We start from the raw sequence: 15,927 nt of genomic DNA, 5'->3' as shown, positions 1-15,927 counted from the left end.
GATCTTTACCGCAATGAGAACATAGCGATGATGAAAATTAAAAACTCTGCAATTATATATACGGGCTATGATTATCAAACCTTACATGGCGTAAGGCTTCTTGCTGAGTGGCTACAAAGTCCTTCTAAATATATTAGAGCGGCTTTTGAAGCTGATGATGAAAGCAATAAAGCTCCAAGGGGTATTGATGATATCATTTTTGAACGTGCAGATGGAATTGTTGACTTTTGGCAAGTCAAATTTACTCCCTCTCCAGAGAAGGATGAAAACAGGCTTACGTGGGATTGGTTGTTAAAGGTTTCAGGTAAAACGAGCAAGTCTCGTTCTATTCTCAAAAAAATATATGATGCTATTTCACAAGTGTCGCCTGAAAGATTAGGGGAAGTTGTTCTTCTAACAAATAAACGCCCAGATAGGTTGATAGAATCTTGCCTTTGTGCGTCTGTGATAAACTTCACTGAAATCGACGAAGAAAATAGAAAAGAAATTGTCCGTCAATTGGGAAATATAGAAGCTTGTAAGCTTCTATTTGCTAAATTGACGATTCAACACAGCGATGGTGATTACCGTACGGTAGAGCGCATGGTTCGATCTGAGCTGCTAAAGCAATCTAATGAATCCGGTGTTGAAAGGCTTATATCTAGAGCACGAGAATGGGCGATGTTTGAGGGAAACCCTCCTGAAGACGGTTGGATTTATCTTCATCACGTTAGAGAGGTTTTGTCACCGAAAAGGCCTGAGCCTATTCCTGAAAAATTCTCAATACCTACAGGATATTGTCTGCCGAATACTGATTTCCATGATAAACTGGTTGCCCAAATTGCAGCTTCGGAAGGAGAAGTTATTACCTTAACGGGTAAGCCTGGTGCTGGTAAAAGCACGTACTTATCTTTTTTGTGCACCGCCCTTGAGGAGAAGGAAATCCCGTTAGTTCGGCATCATTATTTTTTGTCATTAAACGATAGTACTGAAGACAGACTAACCCCTAGAATCGTAGCGGAATCTCTATTATATCAGATAAAAATTTTTCACCAAAATGCTTATGCGGACACATCGAAGCCAGAAAACCTGCGTGAAGCATTATTAACCTGCGCTAAGTACTACAAAAGTGCAAAAAAACCTTTTGTGGTTATGGTTGACGGACTAGACCATGTCTGGCGCGACAATGCGAAAGACAAGACTCCCCTGGATGAATTATTTCGGCAATTACTGCCAGCAACAGATAATTTGGTTTTAATTTTTGGAACTCAACCCGTTGATGACGGATTGTTACCCAGCTTACTGCTTAGATATTCACCGAAGGATGATTGGCGCTGGTTGCCTGAGATGTCTGGAAATTCAATATTCGAATTTTTAAAAAAACAAGTAAAGTTCGGTCGGCTATTTTTAAATTCCCAAGAGGAATACCTAGAGGAAGAAATCAAGAATAGCTCGAGTGCATTGTTGGAACTCACAAAGGGTTATCCTCTACATGTAATTTATTCATCTGAATATCTTTCACAGCGGGCGCTTCCACTTTCTTCATGGGAAATTGGAAAACTTCCTCCGTGTACGGATGGTGATATTATTGCTTACTATGCAGAGCTATGGAGAAATTTGAATTACAAGCAGAAGGATGTATTACATCTCTGTAGTGGATTTCAGTTCGCTTGGTCGAGAGCAGTCATTAGCGAAGTTGTTGGGGATGAACATAGCTATGCCCCCAGTGTTGATAAAGTTGCACATATGTTGTCGGAAGGGATGTCTGGGGTTAGGCCATTCCATGAAAGTTTGGTGGTTTTTGTCCGGAATCAGAATGAGCATCAAGAACGAATAAATGCATTGTTGCCAAGGGTATGCGATTGGTTAAAATTGAAGGCTCCCGTGCATTTAAAAAATAATTGGCTGTGGTCCTGTTTGGCAAGAGCTGGTGAGTCAAAATTTCTGCGGCAAGGGCTTACCAGAGATTGGCTGCTCGACCGGCTGATTGAAGGAATGCCGCCCCAATCATGCATACGTTTACTATCCGAAGCCGAAGCGTACGCATTTGAAGAGGGAAGTTACGCTGAAGCCTATCGGCATAGAGAACTGAAGACTCGGCTCATTAATGGTCCAGAGTTTCAGACGTGGGATCCAACCAATCTCAAGATATTTTCTCTGATAGGTTCCAGTGAGATGGCTTTAAATGAGTTGCTTTCGGGGCAAAATGAATATTCGCCAATAGAATTGTCAATATTGTCTATTGTGCTATGGGCCAGAGAACAAGTCGGTGAAGCTACTCTAATTGCGGGGAAAGCGTTACAACGATACCGAGCTAAAATTAAACTATTGTCTTCTAAGCATTCACAAAATGATGACACAGAAACTTCTGTGCTTATTCGTGCTGGCACGCTAACTGACCAACTTAACTATGATACTATTTTTGATGCTAATATTTTTCCCAATTGGCCTGAATCATATTTTTCGAACTTTAGGAGTGCCTGTCTTGCAAAGCGTGACCTTGATCTGCTCTTAAGGGCTAGGAGTTGCTTGGCTGATAATTCAACTCGGGCTGAGCAGTTAGAACTTGATGCAATTAGATTAAGTATTGTCGAGGAAGCAGATATTAGATGCCACCCTAAGTATAGTGTTTGTTTTTCTCAACCATTATTTAATTTTCTGAGTATCTTTGCTGAAAAAAAAATTGGACAAGTTATAACTTATTATTGTGATGATAACTCCCTTCAAAAATTTAGAGTTGAAACCACGGATAGCTATCATAGATGGTTTTTCTCTTCTCTATGCGTTAGGTTAAGTGCGGCTGGTGATTACTCTTGGGTTTCGGTCAGTGCAACATCGGACGATAGAGCTGATATCTCCATGCAATATGATTTTCTAAATGAATTAGCAGATATTGCAGCAGAAGAGTTGATTTCCGGCAACACGTTAAATTTTGATTTGGTCTGTTCTTTTTTCCCACTTGAGCCCATTTTAGATGAAGTTCATTGGAAAACGCGAAGGGCGAATATAATTTTGAGACGAGATTGGATTCAAATAGCAACAGATTGTCACTTGGTAACTACCAGATCGAAAATAGCGTACAATGAATTGAAAAGTGTTATTGATAGTAACTTGTGTAATGTTGAGTTGCTAAGGTCATGGTGTAAAGAGTGTGGGCTTCAAATTCTGAGTGAAAGTTCAATAGAATTGCTAATCCGTCAGGAGCTGGCCCGTTTATCGAACAAGTTAGAAGAAACAATTGAGAAATCAAATTCGTACCTTGAACTTGCACAGCTTGCTTTTCAATCTGGATTTGCTGAGCTATTTCAGGAATGTCTGCGAAAAACTTGGGATTTTGTGCTTGGATATGGACATCACAAAGACTCAACGATCTTTGAAGTATTGAATGCGTTAGATTATCTTTCTGGCGTTGATTCAAATGCTGCTATGAAGCTTTTAAAACGAATATCCCCTATCATCTTAAATATCTCAAAGTTTACTGATGGAGACGAAACTCGGCATTCGAAGCATTCCGTTTCGTCAATACTAGCTAAGTTGAGTCCACAGACAGCTGCATCTAAGTACGATCAGGAGCTAAAAGATGGCGAATGGTATTACGCTGAGGATACAATTGAGAAACTTATTGAAGTATCTAGCCTGTCTTCCCCGATTTTAAAGAGATTATACCTCACTGGATTGCATTCGGAATGCAACCAAAAAATATCCTTAGGTATTGCTGACAATGATGAACATGCAACTGAAATAAGTAAAAGAATAGAAACAATTTTAGGAGTTAAACTCGGTAAACCTACGGATGAAGATCAAATGGAAGCGGATGATTTTGGTGAAAAGATCAATGTCCATCCAATGGACTTTCCGCCTGAGAAATACATGGATCTTGTTGCTACGTTGAAAGGTAAATTCAGCACCGCAGAATTTTGGAAGTCCTGGTATTTCTTCTGGGTAGAGCAAGGCCAAGAGTTAAATTTGCTAAAACAGCTGGTGCCACTGACCCAGACATTGGTTAAAAACTTTGACGATAAAAAATGCTTGTTAGATTTGCTTTATGCAAGTCACCGTAAGCTTATAGGTAAAACTAAAGCTTTTGATCTACTGGTCGCCGCTCATAATGCTATGGAGGGTTGGTCTGAGTGGTGCGAAAGTTCTGAAAACAGTATCAAGCGGATTAACATTGTTATAGAGCAATACGGCAATAAAATTGATGATTTTATTAGATTAACGACTATTCGCTCAAATGATTGGCGTGATAAGTTCAGCCGTTATATTGTACCAAATGATAAATTTGTTTATTTATTCGCGCATTGTGGTAGGATAGAAGAGGCTTTTCAATTGGCATCAGCGATGGTTGATAGTCTAGAAGAAAGTGTACGTAACCTTCAACTTCCTACCCCACGCTGGGACTGGCATAACGATGATTCCAACGAAGATGCTTTAGCGAAGTGTTTAGTTTCGAGGTTAAAGCTACCGATACCCACAATCAAGCTCTTAGTGATGGAGCAGATATCTCAGCTACTGGTTGATCACCACCCAACGATTGAAGCTTTTTTGATAGAAGACCTTGCTCATAGGTGCCAAGAATCGGAGTGCGTAGAAGTGTTATGCGTATTCCTCTTTGCTAAGCACAATGGATATGTCCCACCGAAAGATCTAGGAAAAAGTATTAAAGCAAGGTCGTTGTTGTCGGACTTGCTCTTATCAAATTTAATAGCAAACCCTGTAAATTTGGGGGCCTATGCATATCCATTGGGGTCGGATATTGATTTCGGCGGCGACAACAATCGTTATAACTATTTTCAGGGGTCACATGTGCCTCTTTTGTATCAATCAAACCTTAAGAGAGAGGAGCAAAGAACTGGTTTCCCATTTACGTTGCATTACATAAGCGAATGGAACAATACATTTAAGTATCAACCGACATCTGAGACCCAAGTTGACTATTTTGTTGGGCGCGATAGGGCTAGATCCACCGGACAGTTCTATACACAGGCAAGCCATAGGGGGCGTTCCGCGTATTTGCGCACATTGGATCTGGCTAAAATCTATTACAAGATGCCCGATGCTTATGCTTCTCATCTTTCAATTGCGGCGTTGCCGATCGAGCCCGCATATATTGGGATACGCCCCCAAAAACCAGGTTGGCTGCTCCAATGGGAGAAAGGAGTATTGCCAAGTCAGGCAAATATATCTGAATACATTAAGAAATTGTTGTTTAACTTTTCTAAAGATAATGGTTCGCTAGACTTGTTAGCTCTATCATTTCCAATAGAGCTAGATGAGAATCAAGCAATAGATTTGACTGTTGTAAAAATGGTGACTGCTTCAAAACTCGCTTCAGAAATAAGAATTTATGAACGTTCAGAAAGTATCAGCGTAGGATTGTTTCTTGAAAATAAACTATCTTATGAGTTGAATGAAGATGACAAGCAGGGAGGAGTTCCTTTGGCCGTTGTTCCATTCCCACTTCTGAGATATGGTCATTGGTATTCTGATCTTGAAGCAAGAGGGCTTTACATCCCTAATTGTAACATTGGTGATAAGAAAGTTGTTGGCCAATCTAAGAACGGGGTGTTTTGTTATTCAATCGAGGATGCTGACATCGGGTTTTCGTCGTTTTGGTATAATGGATGGAAGCCTGTTCATTTCAACAGTATCAGGTCGTTATGCGGAACATTTACAGTTTTAAATAAAAAGAATAGCACAAACTGTTTTAAGGATGTCAGTAAGGAAGAAAATTGTTTGTATGTATGCAAAGCTATAGTGCTTTTATCAGAAGACTCCTATAGCAAGCATAGGACTGAAGAGTTGATATTTACCGTTGAATGTTGACTGGTCGTGAATATCAGTCTTAGTGGATTTCCAACGTCTGAAGTGTGTAGCAAATTGCGAAGAAGTTTTGATGTTAACATTAATAAAATTTCGTCAATTTATTCTGCATGTTCTGGAAGTCTCAAAAATAACGGAAAATTTATTCAATGAAATTTTTTTAATGCATGCTAGTCGGATACAAAACCGGACATTAATTTATATATTAAAATATATCTGTTTTATTCCAGGCTATTATGATGTTTTTCGAATCCCACCCTCACCATGTTATACAAATGGAATCGGGCATGAACATATACGATATTGCCATGATGCCCTTAGAGGCGTGGGTATTGAAGAAAATGCGTTCAGCAATAATGCTCAGTGCCTATGGCGATGTGCTTGAAGCAGGGATAGGGACCGGAGTCAACCTTCAATATTATAATCCTGCAAAGATACGTAGCCTGACAGGGTTGGATCGCCAGTGCTCACCGGAGCTTGAACGGCGGGCTGGGAAGAATTTTACGTTTTATCAGGGCAATGTTGAAAAAATGCCTTTTGCAGAAGGGCAGTTTGACACCGTGGTCGCCACGCTGCTTTTTTGCACTGCGGATATTGAAAAAAGCATGTGCGAAATACAGCGGGTACTCAAGCCGGGCGGCCTGTTCATTTTCATTGAGCATGTGCGGCCCAAAGGAGCGCGGGCCGGTAAAATTTTTGACTTTGCTAATGGCTCATGGACACGAATTGCCGACGGATGCAACCTCAACCGTCGCACAGAGGAAATTTTGAAAGAAAGCAGCTTTTCTGATCTCATTATTATGGAGCGCGGCGTTTTTCGCTACGGCACGGCAAAAAAGCCCTAACCCGCAAATACGAATCATGTTTGCCAGTTCCCCATCATGTTCGTTGTGCCCTGTTGCATAAAAACATAAGGGCAGGCTGCGGTATCACCCCCCCCTCATGTGCTAAAATGTCCAGAGTTGCCTACTGGCCTTGGCCTCATGCCTCCGAACAGATTCCGACAGAACCGCAGATTCAATAATCACCGCCAAGTGGTTAACATCTGGCGGCAGGCTCTTTAGGTGAAAATTTCTTCTGGTAGTTATCTGTGGCGTCCCACGGCACTAACTATCGGACTCCCTTTACCGTTTGCCCATCAGCACCCGCTGAAAAAACTCCAGCGTCCGCTGCTCCGCGTCTGTGGCGGCAGAGCGGTTAAAGCCGTGCCCCGCGCCGGGGTAGATGACCATCTCCGCGGTTTGCCCAAGGCTACGGGTCAGTTCCACCAGTTCCTTGCCTCTTTCCATGGGCACAACGGTATCCGCATCGCCGTGCAGTTCCAGCAGGGGCGGCATGTGGGTAATGGGGAGCTTGCCGTCAGCCCTGCGTTGAGCGGGGATGCCGCCGTAATACACAACCAGCGCCGCGATTCTTGTATCCTTGCTGGCTACGGATGTGCCCAGATATCCCCCCTGAGAGAAGCCCACAATGCCGACAGGGCGCGCCTTCTGCCCCTGCGCAAGCACGTCTGTCACAACATCGCTGACCATCTGCGACCATGCGCCTATGCGCTTTGAAAAATTTGCACGCCGTGTTTCCACAGTTTTGGAGCATGCGACATCCTGCTCATTATAATAATCCAGCACATAGGTATCAAAACCCGCGCGGGCGAGCTGTGTGGCGTTGCGCTCATAAAATGCCCGAAATTTATCCAGCCCCTGGCTGCCGTGCAGGACGATGATAGCCGGGTGCGGCCCTTGCCCGGCGGCGAGAAAGGCCTTAACTGCAACCGGCCCCTGGGATGTCGTTTGCGTGGCTTCGTGAACCTGAATATCGCCCGCAAGGGCGTGGCCCAATCCACCAAAAAATACAAACAGAAAACACCAGCAAAAGATTTTTGCGCTCCGCATATTCCCGTCCGTGGTAGTGAGTGAAATTCCGGCAATGTCTTCGGGTACTCGCTTTGTGCGGGCAATACAAGATCGCCTGAGCATCTGTGTTGTGCGAAATGTGCCGCGCACAGGCTTGTCAGCGGCCCGTTGCGTCAGTTTCGCCGCTGGGGTAATGATACGCCTCTGCGGGGCGCAGGTGCAGCGCGTTTTTGCGCACATTGTTGGCCGCCCGGTATGCAGGGCACGCAAAGCACACATCCGAAGGGCAGCCGCAACCCAGAGCAGCGGCAGCCCCGGGCAGAATCATATCACAGCGTTGGAGAATATTTTGGCATTTTTGAGCATGCAGGGTGTTACCCTGAACCTCGGCGGCAAGCCGCTACTGGACTCGGCGGATTTTTCGGTTGAAGTGGGCGACAGGCTTTGCCTCGTGGGTCGCAACGGCGCGGGCAAGTCATCGCTGCTGGCGCTGCTCGGCGGGCAGATGCAGCCCAATTCCGGCATGATTATCCGCCCCGGCACGCTCATAGGCCAGATGCCGCAGGATGTGCCGGAACGCTGGCGCGGCACGGTTTTTTCTCTGGTGGCGGAGGTCCTGGGCGAGGAGGGCACGGCCCTTGCCGCCGCACATGCCGGGGCCGAGCACAGCCTTGAGCTGACCAGCGGCTGGGAGCGCTACGGGGATGTGCTTGCCGTCATCAATCATCTGGGGCTGGATCCCGATGCGGATTTTACCTCCCTCTCCGGCGGCACCAAGCGCCGCGTGGCTCTGGCGCGGGCGCTGATCTGCTCAGAAGACCTCATTCTGGACGAACCTACCAACCATCTGGATATCGCCACCATCACCTGGTTGGAAGATTTTTTGCTGCGCAAGGCCCGCACCCTGATTTTTGTCAGCCATGACCGGGCCTTTGCCAAGCGCCTTGCTACGCGTGTTGTGGAGATCGACCGGGGCAAGCTGCACAACTATTCCTGTGGATTCGACCGTTACCCCGAGCGGCGCGAAGAACGCCTTGCCGCCGAGGAGCGCGCCTTTGCACTGCAAGACAAAAAACTTGCGCAGGAGGAAGTGTGGATTCGGCAGGGCATCAAGGCCCGCCGCACGCGCAACATGGGCCGGGTGCGCGCGCTTGTGGCTCTGCGGGCCGAGCGTGCCGAGCGGCGCGACAGACAGGGCAACGTATGTATGGCCGCGCAGGAGGCTGGTCGCTCGGGCAAGCTGGTTATTGAGGCCGACAATATTTCAGTCGGCTACCCTGGCCAGCCGCCGCTTATCCGCAATTTTTCCGCAATCATTCAGCGGGGCGACCGCGTGGGCCTGATCGGCGAAAACGGTACGGGTAAAACATCGCTTATCCGCGTTCTACTGGGCGAGCAGCAGCCCACTGAAGGCGAGGTGCGCCTCGGTACCAATCTTGAAATCAGCTATTTCGATCAGTTACGCGAAACGCTCGACCCGGAAGCCAGCGTCATGCACAGCGTTGCCGAGGGCAACGACGTGGTCACGGTAGGCGGCAGCACGCGCCATGTTGCAGGATATTTACAGGATTTTCTCTTCACTCCCGACCGCCTGCGCCTGCCGGTCAAGGTGCTCTCCGGCGGCGAGCGCAATCGCCTGCTGTTGGCAAAGCTATTTACCCGGCCATCCAACGTGCTGGTGCTGGACGAACCCACCAACGATCTGGATGCGGAAACCCTTGATCTCCTCGAAGAGCTGATTGCGGATTATTCCGGCACCGTGCTTGTGGTCAGCCATGACCGTAGTTTTCTGGATAATCTTGTCACCAGCGTCATCGCGCTGGAGGGCGACGGCATGGCGCACGAGTATGTTGGTGCGTATACCGACTGGCTGCGCCAGCGCTCGACCCCTGCGCAGGAGCGCAAGCCGGAAGAAAAATTCGTCCGCACAAACCAGCGCCCCGCCTCGGATAAGCCCCGCAGGCGCAGTTTTAAGGAACAGCGGGAATTTGAACAGCTGGGCCAAGAGCTGGAAGCCCTGCCAGAGCGTATGGATGCTCTGGAGCAGGAGCAGAAAACTCTGGAAGCAACACTTGCCGATCCGGAACTGTTCGCCCGCGATCCAGATGCTTTTGCCAAAATCACAGATCGGCTGGTGGCGCTGGAAACAGAGCAAACCGAGCTGCTGCTGCGCTGGGAATTTGCGGAGCAGCGTCTGCAAGAGCTGGGAGAACTGGCCGGGTAGGGTGTACTCCCGCCAGCGTCAGCCGTATGTATGGTGCAATGCCGTACATGCGGCTCCAGTCTTTTTTTCGAGTTAAGCAGCCTTCCCCCTCCCCCGCACCATTCTGCACGCTTACCGGGGTGCAGCTTCCGCAATTATGGGTTCGCTATGTGAAAGCATGTTCCCCGGTTATGTTCGATTTTATGTCACACAAACTTGTTACGGGGTGCGTTTTGCCTTGAAGCGTGAATACTGTCCGTTATCGCGGTAATGGACAGTATTCACGCTCACTAGTTTGTACAATATAAGAGTGGCCATTTTGTTTATTTCAAAAAAATCATTTTTTTTACTAATAAAAAAAATAATACATCCGTTATGTCTCAGATAAGGTTGATGCTGATGCTGATGTCAATGTATGTGTCGGCAAGTCTATAGCTATATTTTTTTGTTTCACGAATCAAAATAAGTTAGAAGGGCATCTTGTTTGCTCTGAACTCAAATGATAGGCAACTACCATATTCGTTTTATGACAGTTGCATTAACATTTTTATAATTATATACAAAAGTTATTAATGTTCCCGTTGAGTTGTTTAGCCTGCATTTTTATCGAGACAGTTTTTGCTTCCTGAAAATCGATAATCGACTACATTAGGGGATATGTCATGGCTATTGCATCAGGAACAAGCCTCTCATTCCGGTTATTTTCTTCTGCTGTCGTGCTGATGTGCGGTGGCGCAGCATCATTCACATATGGCGTTATTTCTAATGCATCGTTTATAATACACGGTGTGTTATTTTTATTGGCGGCCACGGCTGGTCTTTTTTTAATATGGACGGTCTATAGGCAGCTGATACTTCCTTTACGCAGCATACGTGATTACGCACAAGAGATCGCCAGTGGCCGCCCCACAGCATGCCCAGCGTACACCATGCCCAAAGAATACTCAGACCTGCGCGAAAGTATTTGCACTATGGTCGCCTCGCTGGATCAGGCCCTTAAAGATGCCCGGCGTAAAGGCGACGAAGCGCACCGGCTCGCGGCAGACAGCGAACTTGCATTGCAGGAAAGCCGCGCTGCGGAAGCGCAGGTGCGGCAACTGCTCAATGACATGCGTACCGCTTCGCAAAAAGCGGCCACTGCATCCTCGAGTATTTTTTCCGGTATCCGCGAACTTGGTCAAAACATGGAGAATGTGGATCGCGATGTGGTGCATCAGCGGGAAAGAATGCAGGAAGCCTCGCAAGCCATAGAGCAGATTAATTCCGCCATCCAGAGTATAGCGCTCAATACCGTTAAAGCTGCGGATGACGCTGCGTTGGCGCAGCAGGGGGCTGTGTCGGGCGCGCAGGGGGTGCGCTCGGCAGTTCTTTCTATTGATCAGGTTAAAGAGCGTATTCTGCTGCTCAAGGAAACCATGACCAATCTTGGACAACAGGCCGAGGGCATTGGAACTGTGCTGGGAGTTATTTCCGACATCGCGGATCAAACAAACCTGTTGGCCCTGAACGCCGCCATTGAGGCCGCCAGGGCAGGCGAAGCTGGCCGCGGATTCGCCGTGGTCGCCGACGAAGTGCGGAAGCTCGCGGAAAAGACAATGAAGGCCACCAGCGAGGTCGGCGAATCATTGAGAAATATTCAGGCCAAGGCGCGCGAAAATGTTCAGGCTGTGGATGCCGCCGCGCAAGATATTGTCACAAGCGCAAGCGCCGCCGAACAGGCCGCTGAAGATGTGGACAGGATTGCGGGATTTGTGCAGCAGGCCGCCAACGAAGTTTCTGCCATCGCGGCGTCCAGTCAGGCGCAGACCGCGGCGAGTGAAGATGTTCGCAGAGGTGCGGCTGAAGTCAACACCATCGCAAAGGAAACGGCGGAGCACGTCAATAATTCCATTCGCGTGCTTGTGGAAATATCTGGTCAGGCAGAAGAACTGGACGCCATCGTCAGCGCCATGGGGCAGGGAAATCTTGGCGGCGTTGTAGATTCTGACCAGCTTATATGCTGGACAAACGATCTTTCTGTAGGGGTTGCAAAGATAGATGAGCAGCACAAGGCTCTTGTGGCCCTTATCAATGAGCTGAATTCCGCCATGCGGCAACGCCGGTCAGAAGAGGTGCTTGCAGGCGTGCTGGACAGGCTGAAGCAATACACGGTAAAGCATTTTGCCACGGAAGAAGAATTTTTTGACCGCTATGGCTACGCAGAAGCGCCTGCGCACAAAAAAGCGCACCGTGATCTGGTAGAAAAAGTTTTGGCCTTTGAGCAGGAGCTTAAAAGTGGTCGCGCCAAGGTCACCATGGAAATCATGCGTTTTTTGAAAGAGTGGCTCGTGGGCCATATTATGGGTACGGATAAACGCTATGGCCCATTTCTTAATGGCAAGGGCGTGCAGTGACAGTAGCCTGAAAAGCAAACTCTGATATGTGCAAAAAGAGCCGGAGTATGGTCTGCCCCGGCTCTTTTTGTTTGCAAGTTCGGGGCGCGTTGTGTGATGGTTCGCGAAAATATTTTTCAGTTCTGGGCAGTAACGGCGACGCGCTAAAGTTGATAAGTCAGCGTAAAAAGGTAATGTAACAAAGAAATCAGACTTCGGAGTACAAGCAATGCAGATATCAACTGACGGAATCAACTGGTTTTATACAACAAAAGGGCAGGGGGAGCCTCTTCTCTTTTTGCACGGCGGGCTGGATACCTGCGAGAATTACGAAACCCTGCTGGCAGAGCTGGCAAAGGATTTCCGCGTTATTGCTGTTGACCGGCGCGGACACGGCAGAACAGCGGATACAGACGCGCCTTTTGAGTATGCCCTGATGGCGGAGGAGCTGATTTCTTTCACGCAGGCGCTTGACCTGCCGCCTTTTCACATCGTTGGTTACAGCGACGGGGCAAACCTCGGCTTGCATATGGCAAGCCGCCTGCCGGGCAAGGTAAAGAGTCTCATAGCCATATCCGGCAATTATCTTATTGAAGGTATGTCGGATGGTTGGCTGGAAACAGTTGGTAATCTGTCTGCGGATTTTGTTCGGGAGCATATGCCGGAAGTTGCGCAACAGTATGAGGAACTAAATCCGGCCCCCAAGTTCGAGAGTTTCATCAGCAAGACAAAAGAGCTGTGGGAGAGCATGGACATTATAAAGCCTGAGCGTCTGCAAACCCTGCAAACGCCAACGCTCGTTGTGGGCGGCGACCGGGATATCGTTTTGCCAGTGCAGCTTCTGGACATGAAAAAACTGATTCCGGGCGCCTCCCTGTTGATGCTGCCGTATTGTGGGCATTTTGTTTTTCAGGATTTTGCCTGGAGCAATACTGCGGCCTCTGCCGTAGACGTGTTCAAGGATTTTTTGACAACGCGCTTCAGCGCGCATAATGCGGATTTTTTCTGATGCATCACATCCCGGCATAGATCATGACTTCACTTAATCACCAGATTTTTCTTGCCATTAACGCCAGCGATGCGGCATCCCCTTTTGCAGTGTGGGCAGGGGGCGCACTGGCAGAGTGGCCCATAGGTATCGCGGTTTTGTTGACCCTGCTGGCTATTGTGCGGCAAAAGCCACGCGGCTTTGCCGTTGTTTTGGCTTTACGTGTGGTTTTGACCGTGGCGGTGTCCATGGGTTCAGCCTGCCTGATCCGAATGTTTCATTATAATCCCCGGCCCTTTGTGCTGGGGATTGGGCGAATGCTGATTGCCCACGAACCCACATCGTCATTTCCCAGTCTACACGCCACCTTTTTGTTTTCGATGGCGTTTGCCCTGCTTCTGCACAAGGGCTCGCGTGGCATTGCACTGTTTGTCATGCTGCTGGGGTTCGCTACTGCCTGGGCCAGAATTTTTGTGGGTGTGCACTACCCACTGGACATGGCGGGAGCATTTTTGACAGCTTGCCTTGCCGCAGTGGCGGTAAAACTCTGCTTTCACCAAGCCAGGTCTGGGCTGTAAAAGTCAGCGGCGCACGGGGCTAGGACCTTAACTGGCGAGCATGCGGCTGATTTTGTTAGCACCATAAAAAAAGGCGGGTTTCCCCGCCCTTTTTTATGGTGCGCAAGCTGCGGGCTGTTGCCCCGGCACTAGACAGCCTTGTGATTTTCTTCGTCCAGAATCAGGTATTGATCGTTGGCTTTTAACACCACCGCGCGCGAACGGGCATTGTGCTTGGCGTGGTACAGGGCTTTGTCCGCCCGGTCAAAAAGCTGTTCTGCCGTTTGAATTCGGGGTGCTTGGGCATCCAGCAAAGCTATGCCTGCGCTGACGGTAATATGCAGGTTGTTTTTTTCAACATTGCCTTCCGTATCCCGGATGAGCAGGTTGAAATTTTTGATGGCCCTGCAAAAACGGCTGATAATTTCGGGCAACAGATGCGCGTTGGCCCCGGAGGCCACAAGGGCAAACTCATCGCCGCCAAAACGCGCTGCCAGGGCATCTGTCTCTGTATCAAATTCCTCGCGCGCCCTGCGGAGGTGCGAGCCAACAACCTTAAGCACCTGATCGCCGATAAGGTGGCCGTAGGTGTCGTTAAAGGTTTTGAAGTGGTCGATATCAAAGAGGGCCAGGGCAAAGGGTTGTCCCTCTTCGTGCCACCGGGCTGTGGAGTTTTTTATAAAAAGATCAAGGCTCAGGCGATTGGCAACCTGGGTCAGAGGGTCAATAAAGGCGAGATTTTCGAGGTTGCAGATGTCTTCCTCAAAAAGCACCTTGACCCGGTGAAAGGCTGATTGCAGTTTTTCAAGCATAACGGTGCCATCGCCGTTCTCCGCCACAATGGAAAGACTTTCTTTTTCAAGGTGGGCAATATCACCGTAGCGCGAAGACAGCTTGCTGAAAAACTGGTCTATGATGGAAGACGTTTCGTGAACCATGCTGTCGAGCTGGGTCACAATTGGCCTGCTGAATATTTCGCTGCATTTGCGGATTGTGGAAACAAGCTGTTCATCAGAGTAGTGCCTGTTTTTCAACAGCTCTTCCATCTGTGCGAGAATGGCGATTTTTTGTTCTTCATCAAGAAAATGATAGTCCTTCATTTCCCTGAAAAAAAGCAGCAGGGAACGCCAGCGCGTTTCTGGCGGAACGCCTGCGTTATCAAACATATCAAATAGTTTAAGATATGTGTTTTTGCAGAGAACAGAAGACTCTTTGGATTTCACCATGGCGCTTGTTTCGCAGTGCAGTAAAATATGGATAAACTTTGAGCGGATGCTCTTTAAAAATTTTGTGAAGACTAGCTTCTCTGGATAAGCCTGTCAAAGAGGATAATAATCGATTTACGGAAGCTGCATTGCCGTCTTTTGCCATACACATCGGTGGTATTTTTCGGCAGACCGCATGTCAGCGCAAAAAGCGGCGACACCAAGATGCCGCCGCTTTTGCGTAATGCTGCTATCCGCCTCCCTGTTCAGGGCAAGGCTGCGTTATCTAGGGTTTGCCGTAAGCGCCGGGCAGGCGCGGCTGTGGCGCTGCCGCCTGTGGCGCGGCCTGATCAAAGGACTGCACATGCGCGCGCTGGGCATCGGCCGTCTGGCTGGGTGCCTCCGTCACAGGGGCTGCAGGGCGCATGGCGCTACGGCCATAGGCCGCCTGAGCATGGGAGCGCGGCACGGCGGTAACTGTTGACGGTATGATGGGCTGCGGTGACCTGGTCATTGTCCCCATGGGTTGCAGGCGGGTGGCAATATCGTTGCTCGCCTGACGGGCCTCGGGGGTTTCAATAATCTGGGCATAGGCGCCGCGCAGGCCTGAAAGGATGGATTCCACACTGTTGAGTGAATCCATATCCATTTTCAGGTTGGCGCGCAGCAAACGGGCCGTGCAGAGCAGGTACAGGTTGTTGAGGTTCACAGCCAGGCTGCCGCCCTTGTCCATGTTCAAAGAAGCGGAAAGCTCGTTGATGATATCGATGACCTTGGAGATAAGGATGCCCTTTCCCGCATAGTCATTGGCAATCATTTTTGTGCGCGCCTGCTGTATGAATGTGAGTGCGCCGTCATAGAGCATGAGCAAAAGTTGCCCCTGATCCGTGGTGCCGACCTTGGTCTGAAAATATGCTTGCGCCGCTTTGTTCATAGTGTGTCCTTAT

General features: G+C 48.5%; 9 protein-coding genes. 6 read left to right on the top strand and 3 right to left on the bottom strand.

Going from position 1 to position 15,927, the window contains the following annotated elements; genetic code table 11:
* Nucleotides 1-27: 27 nt before the first annotated feature.
* Both RDK48_RS12925 and RDK48_RS12920 read left to right on the top strand, forming a co-directional pair.
* Complete coding sequence (locus tag RDK48_RS12925) at nucleotides 28-5,805, top strand: ATP-binding protein (RefSeq protein WP_298993505.1); 5,778 nt, start codon at nucleotides 28-30, stop codon at nucleotides 5,803-5,805.
* A 284-nt stretch (nucleotides 5,806-6,089) separates the two neighbouring features.
* Nucleotides 6,090-6,647, top strand: coding sequence for a class I SAM-dependent methyltransferase (locus RDK48_RS12920; RefSeq protein ID WP_298993507.1), 558 nt, complete (start codon nucleotides 6,090-6,092; stop codon nucleotides 6,645-6,647).
* 279 nt (nucleotides 6,648-6,926) lie between these two features.
* Here RDK48_RS12920 and RDK48_RS12915 read toward each other — a convergent pair whose 3' ends face one another.
* Entirely contained in the window at nucleotides 6,927-7,694 is a 768-nt protein-coding gene (locus RDK48_RS12915) for a dienelactone hydrolase family protein (protein WP_298993509.1), read from the bottom strand.
* A gap of 310 nt (nucleotides 7,695-8,004) precedes the next feature.
* Here RDK48_RS12915 and RDK48_RS12910 point away from each other — a divergent pair, with 310 nt between their 5' ends.
* The 4 genes from RDK48_RS12910 (at nucleotide 8,005) to RDK48_RS12895 (ending at nucleotide 13,796) form a co-directional block, all read left to right on the top strand.
* Nucleotides 8,005-9,879 (top strand): ATP-binding cassette domain-containing protein, encoded by a 1,875-nt coding sequence (locus RDK48_RS12910; RefSeq protein WP_298993511.1) that lies wholly within the window; start codon nucleotides 8,005-8,007, stop codon nucleotides 9,877-9,879.
* Between the two features lie 908 nt (nucleotides 9,880-10,787).
* Nucleotides 10,788-12,251, top strand: coding sequence for a bacteriohemerythrin (locus RDK48_RS12905; RefSeq protein WP_298993513.1), 1,464 nt, complete (start codon nucleotides 10,788-10,790; stop codon nucleotides 12,249-12,251).
* A 208-nt stretch (nucleotides 12,252-12,459) separates the two neighbouring features.
* Nucleotides 12,460-13,239, top strand: a complete 780-nt coding sequence (locus RDK48_RS12900) for an alpha/beta fold hydrolase (RefSeq protein WP_298993515.1) — start codon at nucleotides 12,460-12,462, stop codon at nucleotides 13,237-13,239.
* Between the two features lie 23 nt (nucleotides 13,240-13,262).
* Nucleotides 13,263-13,796: a phosphatase PAP2 family protein gene (locus RDK48_RS12895; protein WP_298993517.1), complete on the top strand. Its 534-nt coding sequence runs from the start codon at nucleotides 13,263-13,265 to the stop codon at nucleotides 13,794-13,796.
* A gap of 128 nt (nucleotides 13,797-13,924) precedes the next feature.
* Here the strand turns inward: RDK48_RS12895 and RDK48_RS12890 are convergent, their stop codons facing one another.
* Together RDK48_RS12890 and fliS are read right to left on the bottom strand one after the other, a co-directional pair.
* The gene (locus RDK48_RS12890; RefSeq protein ID WP_298993519.1) at nucleotides 13,925-14,941 is read right to left on the bottom strand and encodes a GGDEF domain-containing protein; all 1,017 of its coding nucleotides are present in this window, start codon (nucleotides 14,939-14,941) and stop codon (nucleotides 13,925-13,927) included.
* A 325-nt stretch (nucleotides 14,942-15,266) separates the two neighbouring features.
* Nucleotides 15,267-15,914: a flagellar export chaperone FliS gene (gene fliS / locus RDK48_RS12885; RefSeq protein WP_298993521.1), complete on the bottom strand. Its 648-nt coding sequence runs from the start codon at nucleotides 15,912-15,914 to the stop codon at nucleotides 15,267-15,269.
* Nucleotides 15,915-15,927 lie beyond the last annotated feature (13 nt).

The sequence above is a fragment of the uncultured Desulfovibrio sp. genome, from assembly GCF_902477725.1.
In the GTDB taxonomy this organism is placed as follows: domain Bacteria; phylum Desulfobacterota; class Desulfovibrionia; order Desulfovibrionales; family Desulfovibrionaceae; genus Desulfovibrio.
This window is presented reverse-complemented; position numbering and strand designations above follow the sequence as displayed.

Coding starts and splice junctions, on each gene's coding strand:
- RDK48_RS12925 (WP_298993505.1), top strand. CDS start 28: ATGATGAAAATTAAAAACTCTGCAATTATATATACGGGCTATGATTAT.
- RDK48_RS12920 (WP_298993507.1), top strand. CDS start 6,090: ATGAACATATACGATATTGCCATGATGCCCTTAGAGGCGTGGGTATTG.
- RDK48_RS12915 (WP_298993509.1), bottom strand. CDS start 7,694: ATGCGGAGCGCAAAAATCTTTTGCTGGTGTTTTCTGTTTGTATTTTTT.
- RDK48_RS12905 (WP_298993513.1), top strand. CDS start 10,788: ATGCCCAAAGAATACTCAGACCTGCGCGAAAGTATTTGCACTATGGTC.
- RDK48_RS12900 (WP_298993515.1), top strand. CDS start 12,460: ATGCAGATATCAACTGACGGAATCAACTGGTTTTATACAACAAAAGGG.
- RDK48_RS12895 (WP_298993517.1), top strand. CDS start 13,263: ATGACTTCACTTAATCACCAGATTTTTCTTGCCATTAACGCCAGCGAT.
- RDK48_RS12890 (WP_298993519.1), bottom strand. CDS start 14,941: ATGTTTGATAACGCAGGCGTTCCGCCAGAAACGCGCTGGCGTTCCCTG.
- fliS (WP_298993521.1), bottom strand. CDS start 15,914: ATGAACAAAGCGGCGCAAGCATATTTTCAGACCAAGGTCGGCACCACG.